The sequence below is a fragment of the Nocardioides sp. HB32 genome, assembly GCF_054058995.1.
This window is the reverse complement of the sequence record NZ_JBSSBS010000001.1, coordinates 1660095-1676172: the sequence shown is the minus strand read 5'-3', so window position 1 is coordinate 1676172 and position 16078 is coordinate 1660095. Positions and strand designations below refer to the sequence as shown.

Sequence of the window (16078 nt, the reverse complement as noted above, 5' to 3'; positions counted from 1 at the left end):
GCTTCAGGTGAGTGCCGCGCGCATGGACGCGACGATCGCGTCCATCGCGGGTCGGGCACCCCGGCTGAAGTACGGGAAGCTCAGGAACCCGTGCGGCATCTGGTGGAAGTCCTCGACCGTCACCCGGTTGCCGGCGTCGGCGAGCGCCTGGGCGTAGCGCACCCCGCTGTCGTGCAGAGGATCCAGCCCGGCCACCACGACGATCGCGGGCGGCAGGTGCGAGAGGTCCGGGGCGCGCAGCGGGGAGAGCCGGAAGTCGTCCAGGTCCGCCCCGTCGGGGACGTAGTGGCCGTGGAACACCTCCATGTCGGCGTTCGACAGCACGATGCCGCGCTCGTTGGCGATGTACGACAGGTCCCGGTCGATCGCGTCGGTCATGTCGGTGACCGGGTAGATGAGGGTCTGGTGCGACACCGCGGGGCCACCCCCGTCGCGAGCCAGGAGGGACACGACCGCGGCCAGGTTGCCGCCCGCGCTGTCGCCCATCACCCCGATCCGGGCCGGGTCGCCACCGAGGTCGTCGGCGTGGGCGGCCGCCCAGAGCAGCGCGTCGTAGCAGTCCTCGACGCCGGCCGGGAACGGATGCGTCGGCGCGAGCCGGTAGTCCACCGACACCACGACGGCGTCCAGCTCCTTCGCGACGATCCCGCAGCTCCAGTCCTGCTGTCGGGCGCTGCCGAGCACGAAGCCGCCGCCGTGGTAGTTCACGACGACCGGCCGCGGCGTGCGTGCCCAGGACTCCGGCGTGTACACGCGCAGCGACAGCTCGCCGTGCCTCGCGCCGAACGACATGGTCCGGACGTCGACGCCCGGGACCAACCGGCCCAGGAAGAGGCCGGCCGCGCCGCCGTCGGGGATCACCGTGGTCTGCGCCTTCACCAGCTGCTCCGGGGTCATCCGGGCGACGGAGAATCCCGCGTTCGCCTTCATCAGGCGGTCGAGAAGTCGTACGCCGGGACGGAGTTTTGCTTCCCTCTCGCTGATCATGAAGTGGGAGTGTATGAGCGGGCACTACGCTGCGCGTCACCAAGGAGGTCGGGGCGTGATCAGGTCGTGAGTCGTCGTACCGCGGTGCTGGGCGCCTTCTGGGCGGTCGAGCTGCTCCTCGTCGCTGCCCATCTCGCCGACGCGTTCGGCACGGTCGGTGCGTGGACCTACCTCATCGGCGTGTGGCTCGGGCCCGCGCTCGCGTGGTACGGCACGGCCGCTGCCCCGCCCGGACGCCGGTTGGTTCCGGCGCTGATCGCGGCCGGCCTGACCTCCTCGGCCGTCGGGGACCTCATCTGGCAGCTGCTGACCTGGAGCAGCGGTGAGCCGGACGTCTCCGTGGCCGACATCCCGTACCTGATGAGCTACCTCGGGCTGGGCGCCGCGATCCTCGTGGTGATCGCGGTCCGGCGCGGCCAGCTCTGGAGGCTGGACGTCGACGCGGTGATCGACGCGGCCACGGTCGTGGTCGTCAGCGTCCTGCTGTTCTGGACCTTCTCGATCCACGACATCGTGGCCGACCAGTCGGTGTCCGCGCTCACCCGCGTCGTGTGGGCGGCGTACCCCGTCCTCGACGCGGTGCTGCTCGCGTTGGTGCTGCGCGCGCTGTCGGTGCGCCGGTCGCGCGAGGCGATCGGCATCCCGTTCGCGGCCGGCGTCGGCTGCTGGCTGGTCTCCGACATCGGCTACCTGGTGCTCGAGGTCGACGGCGCCGTCTCCGCCGCCCTCGACATCGGCTGGATGCTCGGGGGGCTGCTGATGGCCACCTCGACGCTGCGCGGCCAGGCGCCGCCCGAGGACACGCCCGGCGACGAGGCGGTCGAGCATCCGCTCCGCAAGCTCGGGATCGCGATCGGCCCGCTGCTGGTGCCGCCGCTGCTGCTCATCGCGGACGCCGTGCTCAGCCACGACCCGAAGGCGATCGCCGTCCTGGTCGGCATGTTCGCGCTGGTCGGCCTCGCGTTCGTCCGGACCGCCCGGCTGCTCCAGTCCGAGGCCCGGGTCCGAGCACAGCTGGCCGCCGCGCGGGACGCCGCGTTGGAGGGCTCACGCGCGAAGTCGGCGTTCCTCGCCACGATGAGCCACGAGATCAGGACCCCGATGAACGGGGTCATCGGCCTCACCGACCTGCTGCTCACGACCGATCTCGACGAGCGCCAGCTCCAGTACGCCCACGGAGTGCAGGGCGCGGGTCGCGCACTGTTGTCGATCATCAACGACATCCTCGACTTCTCGAAGGTCGAGGCCGGCCGCCTCGATCTCGAGGACATCGACTTCGACCTGGTGCAGCTGGTCGAGGAGGTCGCGGAGCTCGTGGCCGAGCCGGCCCGGGAGAAGGACCTCGAGCTGCTCGCGTACTGCTCCCCCGAGGTGCCCCCTGCGCTGCGCGGCGATCCCGCTCGGCTGCGCCAGGTCCTGCTCAACCTGGCCGCCAACGCGGTCAAGTTCACCCCGGCGGGCGAGGTCGTCATCCGGGCCCAGCTCGAGAGCCGGAACGGTGACGGCGTCGTCGTCCGCCTCGAGGTCGTCGACACCGGCATCGGCGTCCCCGACGAGCACCGGGCGCATCTCTTCGAGCCGTTCTCGCAGGCCGACTCGTCGACGACCCGGCAGTACGGCGGCACCGGGCTCGGCCTCGCGATCAGCCACCAGCTGGTGATCGCGATGGGCGGCGAGATCGGCGTGTCCAGCACCGTCGGGCGCGGCAGCACGTTCTGGGCGACGGTGCCGCTCCGCACGGCGGAGGAGCCGGAGGGCCTCGCGCGGCCGACGACCGAGGGCCTGGCCGGTCTCCGGGTCCTCGTCGTCGACGACAACCACACGAACCGCGTGATCCTGCACGACCAGCTGTCGGCCTGGGGCATGACCGTCGAGACCGTGGGCGGCGGCGACTTCGCGCTGGCGGTGCTGAAGGCCGCGGTGCTCGAGGGCCGCCGGTTCGACCTCGGGGTCCTCGACCTCTGCATGCCGGGCATGGACGGCCTCGAGCTCGGTCGCCGGGTCGCCGCGACGCCCGAGCTCGCCGGCACCCCGCTGGTGCTGCTCACCTCCGGGCCCGACGTCGGCCAGGGCGAGGCGCTGGCGGCCGGGATCGGTGCCTCCCTGACCAAGCCCGTGGCCCTGACCCGGCTGCGCACCACGCTCGCCGGACTCGTCGCTGCTCCGGCACCCGTGTCCGCCCCGCTTCCGCCGTCGCACGCCAAGGGCCGCGGCCGGGTGCTCGTCGTCGAGGACGGCGAGATCAACCAGCTGGTCGCCTTCGGCATCCTGGAGAGCCTGGGCTACGAGGCGGACGTGGCCGACGACGGGTACGGCGCGCTCGACGCCCTGAGCCGCGCGACGTACGACGCCGTGCTGATGGACGTGCAGATGCCGAACCTGGACGGCTACGCCGCCACGGCCGAGATCCGGAAGCGCGAAGGCACCGCCCGCCACACCCCGATCATCGCGATGACCGCGAGTGCGATCGAGGGTGATCGCGAGCGGTGCCTGGCGGCCGGTATGGACGACTACGTGTCGAAGCCGGTCGACCGCACCGCTGTCGACGCCGTGCTCGGCCGGTGGGTGCCGGCCCGATAGCTCAGGCGACCGGGTGCCGGTCGTCCCTCAGGGCCTTCAGGCCGATCGCACCGAGCGCGATCATGGCGACGGCGAGGACGAAGTGCAGCCAGTTGTCGGCGGTGTTGAGCGGCACGAAGTTCGCTGAGCTCTCGTCGCCCACCGCGATGCCGTACACCCACAGCACCGCGTAGACGATGCCGCCGATGAGCAGGAACTGCGCGGCCGCGGTGAGCGACGTCCGGGCCGCGAGCAGCCCGACCACGCCGAACAGCAGGTGGACGACGTTGTGCAGCACCGACACCTCGAAGATGCCCAGCAGCTTCGCGTCGCTGCTGTGGCCGGCGAAGGACAGGTCGTCGTAGCTCGTCGTGATGCCGGGGACGAACCCCAGGACGCCGACGAGGAGGAAGGTCGCGCCGACGACCATCGCTGCGGTTCGCAGCCAGGTCGGCAGCGCCTGGACGGATGGTTGGTTCCTGGTGGTCATGGCGCCCCGGTATCCGCGGGTGGGCGTCTCATGCGCGGGCGTGCAGCGGACTGTTCGGGGTACCGCACCGCGACCATCGGACACGGGAGGACGCACATGGATGCGAAGCAGCTCGCCAAGGAGACCTTCGAGAACGTCGTCGGCAAGATCGCCGAGAAGGCCGCGAAGCTCGCGGAGCCGCCGGTGCCGGGCGCGCCGGCTCCGGAGCCGCCGGCCCTCGAGGAGCCGACGGAGCCGCGCGAGCCGCTGCCGCCGCGACCCGACCAGGGCACGCCGGCGCCGCGAACGGCGACCGGCAACGACACCGGCGCGGACCCGAGCATGCGAGCCCAGCACCAGGCGTACCTGACGACGTCGACCGGCGCCCGGCTGCCGGACACCGACCACTCGCTCAAGGCCGGCGAGCGCGGGCCGACGCTGCTCCAGGACCACCACCTGCGCGAGAAGATCACGCACTTCGACCACGAGCGGATCCCGGAGCGGGTCGTGCACGCGCGCGGCGCCGGCGCCCACGGCGTGTTCGTCGGGTACGGCACCGCCGACACCGTGTGCAAGGCGGCGTTCCTGGGCGAGGGTGTCGAGACCCCGACGTTCGTGCGGTTCTCGACCGTGCTGGGCTCGCGCGGCTCCATGGACACCGCCCGCGACACCCGCGGCTTCGCCACGAAGTTCTACACGACCGAGGGCAACTTCGACCTGGTCGGCAACAACATCCCGGTCTTCTTCATCCAGGACGGCATCAAGTTCCCCGACGTCATCCACGCCGGGAAGCCGCACCCGGACCGGGAGATCCCACAGGCGCAGAGCGCCCACGACACGTTCTGGGACTTCGTCTCGCTGCACACCGAGGCTCAGCACCACACGCTGTGGAACATGTCCGACCGTGGCATCCCGCGCTCCTACCGGATGATGGAGGGCTTCGGCGTCCACACGTTCCGGGTCCAGAACGCCGAGGGCGCGACGTCGCTGGTGAAGTTCCACTGGAAGCCCCGACTGGGCGTGCACTCCCTCACCTGGGAGGAGGCGCAGCTGCTCGGCGGGCTCGACCCGGACTTCCACCGGCGCGACCTGTACGACGCGATCGAGTCGGGCGCGTACCCGGCCTGGGAGCTCGGTCTCCAGGTCTTCCCGGACGAGGAGGCGCAGCTCTTCGACGGCATCGACCTGCTGGACCCCACCAAGATCGTGCCGGAGGAGCTCGCGCCCGTGCAGCCGGTCGGGATGATGGTGCTCACCGCGAACCCGACCAACTTCTTCGCCGAGACCGAGCAGGTCGCCTTCCACGTGGGCCACCTGGTCCCGGGCATCGACGCCACCGACGACCCGCTGGTGCAGGCCCGGCTGTTCTCGTACGTCGACACGCAGCTCACCCGCCTCGGCGGGCCGAACTTCAACCAGATCCCCGTCAACCGGCCGCACACGGAGGTCAACGACATGCTCCGCGACGGCTTCCACCAGCACGCGGTGCACACCGGGGTGGCGCCGTACCGGCCGAACTCGCTGGACGGCGGCTGCCCGTTCCACGCGGACGGCGACCTCGAGGGAGTGTTCGAGCACCTGCCGGCGAAGGTGGCGGCGGGCTCAAAGGTCCGCGCCCAGCCCGCGTCGTACGACGACCACTTCAGCCAAGCCAGGCTGTTCTGGCTGAGCATGTCGCCGGTCGAGCAGGAGCACATCATCCGCGCCTACACCTTCGAGCTCGGCAAGTGCTACGAGCAGGCGATCAAGGAGCGCCAGCTCCTGTGCCTGGCGAACATCGACCCGCGCCTGTGCTCGGAGGTGGCGACCGGCCTCGGCCTGCCGGTGCCCGAGCCCACGCTCGAGCTGGTCGACAGCGAGCCCAGCCCGGCGCTGTCGCAGGTCGGCGAGGCCTGGCCGCCGGACGGCCGGATGGTCGGCATCGTCGTCGACCCCGACGGTGATCTGGCCGGCGTCGCCGAGGCGCGGACCGCGATCTTCGGGGCCGGCATGGTGCCGCTGCTGATCGGGCCGCACGGCGGCGAGGTGGGCGGGATGGCAGTGCAGCGGACCTTCGCGACCGCCCGGTCCGTCGAGTTCGACGTGGTCCTGGTCGCGGGGTGCCCCGTCCCGGCCCCGGACGCCCTGCCGGCGCGGGACGCCAAGGCCGGCGCCGCCGACACCACGGCGGTCGACCCCCGCGTGGTGCTGCTCGTCGAGGAGGCCTACCGGCACTGCAAGGTGATCGGCGCCTGGGGCGCCGGCACGTCGGTGCTCGACGCCGCCGCGGTGACCGGCACGCCGGGGGTGGTGCGCGGCGACAGCGCGGCCGAGGTCCTCGGGGGCGTGCAGGAGCAGATGGCGTTCCACCGGGTGTGGGAGCGCTTCACGGCGTGACGATGAGTGCCTGCGGCGCGGCGACCTTCAGCCGGGTCTCGAACCAAGCGATCTGGCGCGAGGTCTCCGCGTCGCAGTGCCGGGCGATCTCCAGCAGCTCCTCGTCGCGGAGGCCCTGGGCCCCCTGGGCGATCACCGTCCAGGTGGTGTGCACCAGGGTGGCCAGGAGGTGCAGGTCCTGCAGGTCGCGGAGCAGCCCGACCTCGCCCTCGCGGGCGGACTGCAGCACGTCGGCGCGCAGTCGCTCGGGCTGGGTGACGTCCTCCTCGCCGTACCGTCGCACGACGGGAGCCAGCCGCCCCCGGTGGTCGTCGGACCAGCCGGCGAGCTGCGAGCAGGTGTGGAAGACGTCGGCCAGGTGGGCATGGCCGTGCGCCACGGCCCGCAGCGAGTCGGCCAGCGTCTGCTCGCTGTGGTCGGCGAGCCCGACGTACGTCGCGAGGTGGGGCATCAGTCCTCCTCGAGGGGGACGACCCGACAGGCCGCCGTCTTGAACGTCGGCTGCTTCGAGACCGGGTCCCACACGGTCATCGTCAGCTCGTTGGCCTGCCCGGCGCCCGCGTAGTGGAACGGCGCGAACACGGCACCCTCGGTCACCGGGCCGATGCGCGCGGGCGCCTCGAGGGAGCCTCGCGGGGACTCGACCCGGACCCGTTGCCCGTCCGCGATCCCCAGGGCCCGCGCGTCCGCCTCCGACAGCTCGACCCACGGGTCCGGAGCGGCGTGGTGGAGGCGCCGCGACCGCCCGGTCTTGGTCCGGGTGTGGAACTGGTGGACGACCCGGCCGGTGGTGAAGATCAGGGGGTAGTCCTCGCTCGGCTCCTCGTGCGGCGGCGAGTACGCCGCGGCCTTGAGGAACGCCCGCCCCGCGGCAGCCGTGGCGCGGTGCTGCTGCTCGGTCGTCGTCGCTCCCGTGGCCAGGTCGTGCCCGTAGTCCTCGCAGTAGTCGGTGGACGTGGGGAACTCCGCGTCGGCGTACAGCCTGGTCGTGCCGAGCGGCCACTGGACGGCGCCCCGCTCCCGGAGCAGGTCGTAGGTGATCCCGCTGTAGTCACAGGGACGGCCCCTGCTCGCCTCCACCCAGGCGTCGTACGCCTCCTCGGGTGTGCGCCAGCCGACGAGCGGGGAACCGTCCCGGTCGGTGAGGCCCATCCCGTCGGCGTAGGCCAGGAAGATGTCGAGGTCGCTGCGGGCCTCCCCCGGCGGGTCGACCGCCTTCTCGGCGAGGTGCACGGTGCGATCGGCGTTCGTGAACGTGCCGGTCTTCTCGCCCCAGCCGGCTGCCGGGAGCACGACGTCCGCGAGCGCGGCGGTCTCGGTGAGGAACAGGTCCTGGACGACCACGAAGCACTGGTCGCCGCCGAGGATCCGCCGGATCCGCGCGGACTCGGGCATCGACACGGCCGGGTTGGTCCCGGAGATCCAGAGCAGGCCGATCGACCCGGTCTCGGCGTACCCGAAGACCTGCATGGCGTGGGTGGGCGGCGCCCAGTGCGGGATCGTCATCGGGTCCACGTTCCACAGCCGGGCGAGCTCCTCGACGTGCGCCGCGTTCTCCCAGTTGCGGAAGCCGGTCAGGTCGCCGTCGGCGCCGGTCTCGCGGGTGTTCTGGGCGGTGGGCTGGCCGTTCATCTGGAGCACGCCGCAGCCGGGACGGCCGAGCATGCCCCGGAGCAGGTGCAGGTTGTTGACGCCGCAGGCGGCCGCCGTCGCCTGGTGGGACTGGTAGAAACCCTGCAGCACCGTGGACAGCACCGCACCGGACTCGCCGAAGATCCGGGCGGCCCGGCGTACGTCGTCGGCATCGACCCCGCAGGTGCGCGCGGCCTCCTCCGGGGTGTACGGCTCCACCGTCGCGCGCAGCTCCCCGAGCCCGACCGTGTGGGCCTCCACCCAGTCGGCGTCGAGCCACTCGTGCGCGAGCAGCTCGCGGCTCAGCGCGTTCATGAGCGCCAGGTTGGTGCCGACGCGGGGAGCGAGGTGGACCCCGCCGGTGCGCTCGGCCGCGACCGCCACCTCGGTGCGGCGCGGGTCGACGCAGACCACCCGCGGCGGCTCGCTGCCCTCGATCCGGTCGAGGATCCGTGCCCAGAGCACCGTCTGCGTCTCCGGCATGTTGTGCCCGAAGAGGAAGAGGGCATCGCACTGCTCGATGTCGTCGTACGACGCCGGCTGCCCGTCGGCGCCGAACGACTCCTTGAGCGACGCCCCGGCGGTCGCGGTGCACAGCCGGGTGTTTCCGTCCATGTGAGGGGTCCCGAGGCCGGCCTTCCCGATCACCGCGAGCGTGTAGTACTCCTCCAGGAACAGCTGGCCGCTGGTGTAGAAGCCGTGGCTGAGCGGGCCCTTCTCGTCGAGCAGGGCCCGCGACCGCTCGACGATCCGGCCCATCGCCGTGTCCCAGTCGGTCTCGACCAGCCGGCCGTCCTCGCGGACCAGGGGTGTGGTCAGCCGGTCCGGCGACGACGCCCACGGGGTGCTGCCGTACAGGCCCTTCGGTCCCAGCCGACCGCGGTTGACCCGGTCCGCCGCGCGACCGCGGACGCCGACCATCCGGCCGTCCTTCACGGCGATCTCGCACCCGCAGCCGTTGCTGCACAGCACGCACGCTGCGCCGACCCACCGGTCGACCTCGTCCTCGCGGACCCCGTCGAGGTGGACGTCGACGCGCTCGGGCCACGCCGAGCCGCGGGCGGTCGGCGTACGGGCACCCCAGACGTGCACGGTGCGGTCCGCCATGCGGCGATGGTGCCCACCGGGGCATGCGCGCATGCATCGCCCGCGGTCTCTATGGGCACCGGGGCCGCATGGACCACTCCCGGACCCCTGTGCTCGATGCGCTCAGCGAGTTCCGCCACCGCGGCGACGTCGTCTTCGGGCCGCCGGGTCACCGGCAGGGCCGCGGTGTCGACCCACGCGTGCTCACGATCCTGGGCGAGGGTGTCTTCGCATCCGACGTGCTGGCGATGAACGGTCTCGACGACCGCCGCAACTCCCAGGGCGTGCTGCAGGACGCGCAGGATCTGATGGCCGACGCGGTCGGTGCCGAGCACGCCTTCTTCTCCACCTGCGGCAGCTCGCTCTCCGTGAAGTCGGCGATGCTCTCCGTCGCCGGCCCGGGCGAGAAGCTGCTGATCTCGCGCAATGCGCACAAGTCCGTCGTCAGCGGCGTCATCATCAACGGGACCGTCCCGGGCTGGGTGCACCCGAAGTTCGATGCCGAGCGGCACCTGGCCCACCCGCCCGAGCCCGACGACGTCCGTCGCGCCTTCCAGCAGCACCCGGACGCCAAGGGGATGCTGCTGATCACGCCGACCGACTGGGGCGTGTGCGCCGACATCCAGGGAGTCGCCGACGTCTGCCACGAGTTCGGCGTACCGCTCATCGTGGACGAGGCGTGGGGAGCCCACCTGCCGTTCCACGACGAGCTGCCCACCTGGGGCATGGACGCCGACGCCGACGTCGTGGTCACCAGCGTCCACAAGATGGGCGCGGCGGTCGAGCAGAGCTCGGTGTTCCACCTCCAGGGCGACCGCGTCGACCCGACCGTGCTCGCGCAGCGCGAGGACCTGCTGGCGACGACGAGCGCGTCGAGCCTCGTGTACGCATCACTGGACGGCTGGCGACGTCACATGGTCGAGCAGGGTCGCGAGCTGCTGACCCGGACGCTGGCGCTCGCCGCCCGCGCGCGGGAGGAGATCGGCGCCATCGACGGGATCGAGGTCTACGGCCAGGAGCTGGTCGAGGAGGGCTACGCGTTCGAAATCGATCCCCTGGTGCTGGCGATCGACGTGCGTGGCCTGGGCATCACCGGCTACCAGGTCACCGAGCTCGCACGGGCCCGCCACCACGTCGACTTCGGCGCGTCCGACACCTGCCGGATCAACGCCCGCCTCACGCACGCCGACGACGACGCGTCGGTCGACATCCTGGTCGCGACGCTCCGCAAGATCGTCGAGGACGCCCGCTCCGCCGAGACGCCTCCGCCGGTCGACTTCCCGAGCGCGGAGGGTCTCGAGCTCGAGACGGTGCTCCTGCCCCGCGACGCCTTCTTCGCCGAGGTCGAGCAGGTCCCCGCCGAGAAGGCCGTCGGCCGGGTCGCGGCCGAGATGGTCACGCCGTACCCGCCCGGCGTCCCGGTGCTCGCTCCCGGCGAGCGGATCAGCCAGGAGGCCGTCGACTACCTCCGCTCGGGCGTCGCCGCCGGGATGCTCATCCCGGAAGCGGCCGACCCGGAGGTGACGTCGCTGCGGGTGGTGCGCGAGTCCTGACACCGCAGTTCCACCATGGTCTCCAGGGACCTGCAGGTCCCATGGTGTGCTCGCCGTGGGAGGTGCAGGCTCAGCATCCCCTGGTGAAACCGGGACCGCCGGTCGCTCACTCCCCCTCGGGCCTGGTCATCCGCGCGAAGATCGGGTTCGCGATGGCGTCGGGCAGGTGCGTGCCCAGCTCGGCCTGGATGCGGTTCCTGAACGAGCCGGCCACCACGCTGGACCGTCCCGCCAGCATGGCGTCGACACCGTCGCGGGCCACCTCGCGCGGGTCGTCCTTGTCCTCCATCTGGCCGAGCTTCGTGTCGCCCATGTCCGCGCGGGAGAAGAACTCGGTGTCGGTCGGACCCGGCATCAGCGAGGTCACCGTGACGCCGGTGTCCTTGAGCTCCTCGCGGACGCCCTCGGCGAAGGAGTGCACGAACGCCTTCGAGGCGGCGTACGTCGCGTGGTAGGGCCCCGGCGCGACGGCGGCGATCGAGGACGTCACCAGGACGCGTCCCGCGCCGCGCGCGACCATCTCGCCGAGCACCAGGTGGGCGAGGTGGACGGTCGAGCGCACGTTGAGGTCGACCAGGCCGAGGTGCGACTCCAGCGGCGTCTTGTCGAAGCGCCCGCCGACGCCGACCCCGGCGTTCAGGACGAGCACGTCGAGCGGTCCGGCCGCGGTCGCCCGCTCGTGCAGGTGCTCGACGCCGGACGCGGTCGTGAGATCGACCTGGACGGCGAGGGCGCCGAGGTCGGCGGCTGCGGTCCGGATCGCCGGCTCCTCGGCCGCGACCACGACGTCGTACCCGCGCTCGACGAGCTCCTGCGCGATCGCGCGCCCGATGCCGGTCGAGGCGCCCGTGACGAGGGCGCGGCCGGCCTTGCTGGTCCCGGTCTGGGTCATGGCCCCCGGTAACCAGTAGCGGCCCGGGGATGCCTCGATCCGGTCGGTTCCCTACTGACCGGGCAGCACCTTCGACACCGCGTCGCGGGCGTGGTCGACGAGCGAGGCGATCGGGCCGACGGCGTACTGCGCCACCGGCGACCCCGCGGTCGACGGGTGCGGGCGCGTGGGCGCGATCGTCTCGACGACCTGGAACATCCGGCCCATGCCGAGCCGCCGTTCCTCGTCGCACGACCTCTCGATCAGCGGGAACTCGGCGGTCTCCTCGGCCTCCGCGTGCGCGTCGACCGACTTCTCGAGCGACGCCAGCAGCTTGTCGAAGTCCGCGTCGGTCGGCTCCAGACCGTCGAGCTCGTCGAGCACCTCGGTGGCCTCGGCCTCCTCCGCGTTGCGAGCGTCGGCGACCGCCTTGCCGCCGTTGTCGGTGACGACCGGACGGACGATCATCTCCTCGGCGGTCTCGTGCGCGACCAGTAGCGCGCGCAGCTCGGCGAAGAGCTCGGAGCGCTCGGCGCCCGCGGCCTCCCGCACCTCCGTGAACAGGTCCCGGATCCGTGCGTGCTGTGCGTACAGGACCCCCAGCACGTCGCCCTCGGGATACGTTGCGGCCTTCCTGCGGTCTTCGGTGGCGTCACCCATGAGCCACCGGTAACCGGGTACCGCCGCATCATGCCCCTGCCCACCCTGGTCGTGGTCGGTGCGATGAAGTGCGGCACGTCGGCGCTGCACCGGTACCTCGACCGGCACCCGGAGATCGCGATGGCACGGGGCAAGGAGCTCAACTTCTTCTACGGCCCGGAGCAGCCGCCGGACGACGACCCGGGCACGTGGTGGCGGTGGGGCCAGTGGCACCGCGGTCCGGAGTGGTACGCCTCCTGTTTCGACGGCCGCTACGCCGTCCGCGGCGAGGCGTCACCCGGGTACACCGACCCCGGCAACCCCGAGGTCGCCGCCCGGATGGCGGCGCTGGTCCCGGACGTGCGGCTCGTGTGCTTGGTGCGCGAGCCGCTGGACCGGGCGCTCTCGCAGTGGCGACACCACGTTCGCGACCGGACCGAGACCCGGCCCCTGGCCGCCGCGCTCCTCGACCCGGCCAGCCAGTACGTCGCGCGGAGCCGCTACCGCGCGTGCCTCGAGCCCTTCCTGCGGGAGTTCCCCCGACCCCAGCTGCTGGTGGTCGTCCAGGAGCGGCTGCTCGCCGACCGCCGACGGGAGCTCGCCCGGGTGTTCGCCCATGCGGGCGCGGATCCGGCGTTCTGGAGCAGCGACCTCGAGCCGCGTGTGCACGTCGGCGGGGGCCGGCCGGAGCCGGTGCCCGACGACCTGCGGACGGCGTTCGGCCAGCGGGTCGCCGCGGACCTCGCCGGGCTCCGTGAGCTGCTCGACGACGACCTGCCCGAGTGGCGCTAGCCGAGCAGCCGGCGACGCTGCTCCACCGAGCGGGGCACGACCCTGCGGTGCCGCAGCGCCTGCGGCGCCCGCCGCAGCCCCGCGAGGATGCCACGGCGCTCGGGCGAGCCGGTCCTCATGCCGCGCCGGGCGGTCTCCAGGACGGCCGGCCAGGGCAGCCGCATGACCGCGGTGAGCAGGTCGTTGCGCGCCAGCAGCGCGCGGCGCCCGGCGTGCGGCCCGCGCCGTGACGATGGGTGGTGGTGCGCGACGACGTCGTCGACGTACGACAACCCCCAGCCCCCGGCCGCCAGGTCGAGCGCGAGCCGCTGCTCCTCGCCGCCGAAGCCGATCACCCCGTCGAAGCCGCCGGCGAGCAGGAACGGCTCCCGGCGCACCACGGCCCCGCACGCGAGGAATCCGAGCACCGGGGTGCCGGGCAGGTCCGGCTCGTCCGGAAGGGGCGAGCCGGCCATCTCGGCGCTGGCCGGGTCGAGGTCCTCCTCCGGGCCCACCAGGATCCGGGCCGCGACGAGCGCCAGCCGCGGATGGGCGTCGAACAGCTCCGCCGCCCGGTCCAGCGCCCCGGGCTCCCACCACGAGTCGTCGTCCGCGAACGCGACGTACGGCGTGCTCGCCTCGGCGACGCCGAGGTTGCGGGCGACCGCCCCGAGGTTCTCCGGGAGCGCGAGGACACGCACGCCGGGGCAGGTCGCGCGGGCCCGCTCGGGCGTGCGGTCGGTCGAGCCGTTGTCGACGAGGATGACCGGCGGGCGGTGGCGCGGCAGGGACTGCACCAGGTCCGGCCAGCGGTTCCTGGTCGCGACGACGGTGGTGACCCGGTCGCTCATCGGGCCTGGGCGAGGAGCTCGTCCCAGTCGCGCAGGAACCGCTTCAGCCCGAACCGGTCCAGCGCGTGCTGCCGCGCGGCGCGGCCGGCCGCGGCCGCCCGGTCCGGGTCGTGGACGAACGCGGCGACGCCCTCCAGCAGCTGGTCGCGCCGGGTCGTCACGAGGCCGGCCTCGGGCGGTACCGCGAACGGCGCCTCGGTCGCCCCGACCGCCACGACCGGCATCCCCAGCAGCATCGCCTCGATCAGCGACAGCCCCAGCGACGTCCACCGCGCGGTGTGGACGTACACCCGCCGCCGCGGCAGCTCGGCGTGCATCGCGTCCTGCGACAGGTCCTCGTACGTCATCAGCCGCGGCGTCCGGTCGAGCAGGGAGACGCGCATGCCGAACACGTCCACCGGCGCCATGCCGGCGATCGGCGCGAGCAGGTCGGTGCCCACGAACCGGCCGCGGCGGACGGGGTCGTTGACGACGACCGCCGCGTGCGGCAGCTCGCCGGTGTAGCGGTGGCCGGGGTCGACGACGCCGTGCTCGACGACGGTGGTCGCAGCGGTCCCGCAGTCCCAGAAGAGCTCGTTGAACCCGGTGACGTGCACGACGGGGATCGCCCGCTGGTCGGCCATCGGGTGCCGTGTCTCGGGCACTTCGCCGGCCGGCGTGTTGTGCTCGACGTACAGCGCGGGCAGGTCCCGCCCGGGGCGGCGCCCGAGCCACCGCTCGGCGAGCTCGAGCTCGTGCGGCCGCTGGAGCACGACGACGTCGACGTCGAGGTCGCGCATCGCCGCCGGCTCCACCTCGCGCACGCTGGCCGGCCAGTCCCAGGTCCGGGCGCGCCCCAGGCCGTCCGGCCCGCGGTCCGGCGTGACCGGCAGGTGGTAGTCGTGGCCGCCCTGGACGAACGAGGTCGTCCACGAGCCGTGCACGTGCCAGAGCAGCACCCGCATCAGGCGCTCCGGCCGAGCGCGCGGAAGTCCCAGCCGGCCCCCACCCACTTCTCGGGGTCGAGCACCAGACGGGCGTCGAGGACGGTGCGCCGGCTGACCAGCTCGCCGACCTCGTGCGGATCGAGCGCGGCGAACTGCGGCCACTCGGTGAGCACCAGCACCAGGTCGGCGCCGCGGCAGGCGGAGGCGACGTCGTCGACGACGGTCAGCTCGGGCCGCTCGCGCCGGACGTTCGCTCCGGCGTACGGGTCGTGCAGCCGCACGGCAGCACCCGCACGGTGCAGCCGCACCGCGACGTCGAGCGCCGGCGAGTCTCGCACGTCGTCGGACTCCGCCTTGAACGCCCCGCCCAGCACAGCCACCGTCCCGGTGCCACCGGGCAGCAGGGACCGGGCCAGCTCGACGGTGCGGGACCGCTGCCGCAGGTTGACCCGGTCGACGGCGTCGAACAGCCCGGCCGACTCCACCACGCCGAGCTCGCGGGCCCGGGCGACGAACGCGCGGGTGTCCTTGGGCAGGCAGCCCCCGCCGTACCCCAGCCCCGGGGCCAGGAAGTCGCGGCCGATGCGCGGGTCGGCGCCGAGGATCGTCGTGAGGTCGCCGACGTCGGCGCCGGACGCCTCGCACACCTCGGCGAGCAGGTTGACCGTCGAGATCCGGGCGGCGAGCATCGCATTCGCCGACACCTTCGCGAGCTCGGCCGTCGGCAGGTCGGTGCGGATCACCGGCACTCCGGCGGCGACCAGGTCGGCGTACACCAGCAGCAGCGTCCGGTGGTCGTCGTCCGACTCCACGCCGAGGACGAGCCGGTCGGGGCTGAGCGTGTCGCGGACCGCGCGACCCTCGCGGAGGAACTCCGGGTTCCACGCGACGCGCGCCCCGAGCCGGTCACGCAGTCGGGCGGCGGTCCCGACAGGGACCGTCGACTTGCCCACGACCAGCGCCCGGTCGTCGAGGTACGGCGCCAGCGCGTCGGCGGCCGACCACAGCGCAGAGAGGTCCGCGCCGTCACCGTCGTCCGCCTGGGGGGTGCCCACGCAGAGGAAGTGCACCTCGGCGTCGGCGACATCGGCCGGGTCGTCGGTGAAGCGCAGCCGGCCCGACGTGACGCCGTCCCTGACCAGCTCGTCCAGTCCCGCCTCGTGGAACGGCGCCCGTCCGGACCGCAGCACCGCGAGCCGACCCGGGTCGCGGTCGACACCGATCACGTCGTGGCCCGAGGCCGCGAGGCAGGCGGCATGGGTCGCACCGAGGTACCCCGTGCCGAGGACGGAGATCAGCATGCGGCCCCGGTTCCCGCGACGGCACGGGTCATGCACACCGGAACGGGTGCGTTTGGG

Annotated in this window: 13 protein-coding genes; 4 read left to right on the top strand and 9 right to left on the bottom strand. The window is 73.0% G+C overall.

The genetic code is table 11. From position 1 onward, the window contains the following. Nucleotides 1–3 precede the first annotated feature (3 nt). Nucleotides 4–987: an alpha/beta hydrolase gene (locus tag ACVW2K_RS08460; RefSeq protein WP_457202207.1), complete on the bottom strand. Its 984-nt coding sequence runs from the start codon at nt 985–987 to the stop codon at nt 4–6. Nucleotides 988–1053: 66 nt separating this feature from the next. Here ACVW2K_RS08460 and ACVW2K_RS08455 point away from each other — a divergent pair, with 66 nt between their 5' ends. After that, complete coding sequence (locus ACVW2K_RS08455; RefSeq protein ID WP_457202206.1) at nt 1054–3567, top strand: response regulator; 2514 nt, start codon at nt 1054–1056, stop codon at nt 3565–3567. A 1-nt stretch (nt 3568) separates the two neighbouring features. Here ACVW2K_RS08455 and ACVW2K_RS08450 read toward each other — a convergent pair whose 3' ends face one another. Further along, complete coding sequence (locus ACVW2K_RS08450) at nt 3569–4036, bottom strand: DUF4383 domain-containing protein (RefSeq protein ID WP_457202205.1); 468 nt, start codon at nt 4034–4036, stop codon at nt 3569–3571. A gap of 96 nt (nt 4037–4132) precedes the next feature. Between ACVW2K_RS08450 and ACVW2K_RS08445 the strand changes: the two genes are divergently transcribed. Beyond that, a complete protein-coding gene (locus ACVW2K_RS08445; protein WP_457202204.1) occupies nt 4133–6391 on the top strand; it encodes a catalase in 2259 nt (752 codons plus the stop codon). Here ACVW2K_RS08445 and ACVW2K_RS08440 read toward each other — a convergent pair. Beyond that, nucleotides 6381–6842, bottom strand: coding sequence for a hypothetical protein (locus tag ACVW2K_RS08440; RefSeq protein ID WP_457202203.1), 462 nt, complete (start codon nt 6840–6842; stop codon nt 6381–6383). The genes ACVW2K_RS08445 and ACVW2K_RS08440 overlap by 11 nt on opposite strands. Beyond that, the gene (locus ACVW2K_RS08435) at nt 6842–9130 is read right to left on the bottom strand and encodes a molybdopterin oxidoreductase family protein (protein WP_457202202.1); all 2289 of its coding nucleotides are present in this window, start codon (nt 9128–9130) and stop codon (nt 6842–6844) included. The genes ACVW2K_RS08440 and ACVW2K_RS08435 overlap by 1 nt, the downstream gene beginning before the upstream one ends. Nucleotides 9131–9198: 68 nt before the next feature. On the opposite strand from ACVW2K_RS08435, the gene ACVW2K_RS08430 reads away from it, so the two are divergent. Next, entirely contained in the window at nt 9199–10662 is a 1464-nt protein-coding gene (locus ACVW2K_RS08430) for an aminotransferase class I/II-fold pyridoxal phosphate-dependent enzyme (RefSeq protein ID WP_457202201.1), read from the top strand. Nucleotides 10663–10768: 106 nt separating this feature from the next. Here the strand turns inward: ACVW2K_RS08430 and ACVW2K_RS08425 are convergent, their stop codons facing one another. Both ACVW2K_RS08425 and ACVW2K_RS08420 read right to left on the bottom strand, forming a co-directional pair. Next, complete coding sequence (locus tag ACVW2K_RS08425; RefSeq protein WP_457202200.1) at nt 10769–11554, bottom strand: SDR family NAD(P)-dependent oxidoreductase; 786 nt, start codon at nt 11552–11554, stop codon at nt 10769–10771. Nucleotides 11555–11605: 51 nt separating this feature from the next. Further along, a complete protein-coding gene (locus tag ACVW2K_RS08420) occupies nt 11606–12193 on the bottom strand; it encodes a hemerythrin domain-containing protein (RefSeq protein WP_028639117.1) in 588 nt (195 codons plus the stop codon). A gap of 30 nt (nt 12194–12223) precedes the next feature. Between ACVW2K_RS08420 and ACVW2K_RS08415 the strand changes: the two genes are divergently transcribed. Further along, nucleotides 12224–12964 (top strand): sulfotransferase family protein, encoded by a 741-nt coding sequence (locus ACVW2K_RS08415; RefSeq protein ID WP_457202199.1) that lies wholly within the window; start codon nt 12224–12226, stop codon nt 12962–12964. On the opposite strand, the gene ACVW2K_RS08410 is transcribed toward ACVW2K_RS08415, so the two are convergent. Genes ACVW2K_RS08410 through ACVW2K_RS08400 form a run of 3 tightly spaced genes read right to left on the bottom strand, consistent with a single transcriptional unit; the run spans nt 12961 to nt 16021 of the window. Next, nucleotides 12961–13794, bottom strand: coding sequence for a glycosyltransferase family 2 protein (locus tag ACVW2K_RS08410; RefSeq protein ID WP_457202198.1), 834 nt, complete (start codon nt 13792–13794; stop codon nt 12961–12963). The genes ACVW2K_RS08415 and ACVW2K_RS08410 overlap by 4 nt on opposite strands. Next, nucleotides 13791–14738 (bottom strand): glycosyltransferase, encoded by a 948-nt coding sequence (locus ACVW2K_RS08405; protein WP_457202197.1) that lies wholly within the window; start codon nt 14736–14738, stop codon nt 13791–13793. Before ACVW2K_RS08405 ends, ACVW2K_RS08410 begins: the two co-directional genes overlap by 4 nt. Then, nucleotides 14738–16021: a UDP-glucose dehydrogenase family protein gene (locus tag ACVW2K_RS08400; protein WP_457202196.1), complete on the bottom strand. Its 1284-nt coding sequence runs from the start codon at nt 16019–16021 to the stop codon at nt 14738–14740. Before ACVW2K_RS08400 ends, ACVW2K_RS08405 begins: the two co-directional genes overlap by 1 nt. Nucleotides 16022–16078: the final 57 nt, after the last annotated feature.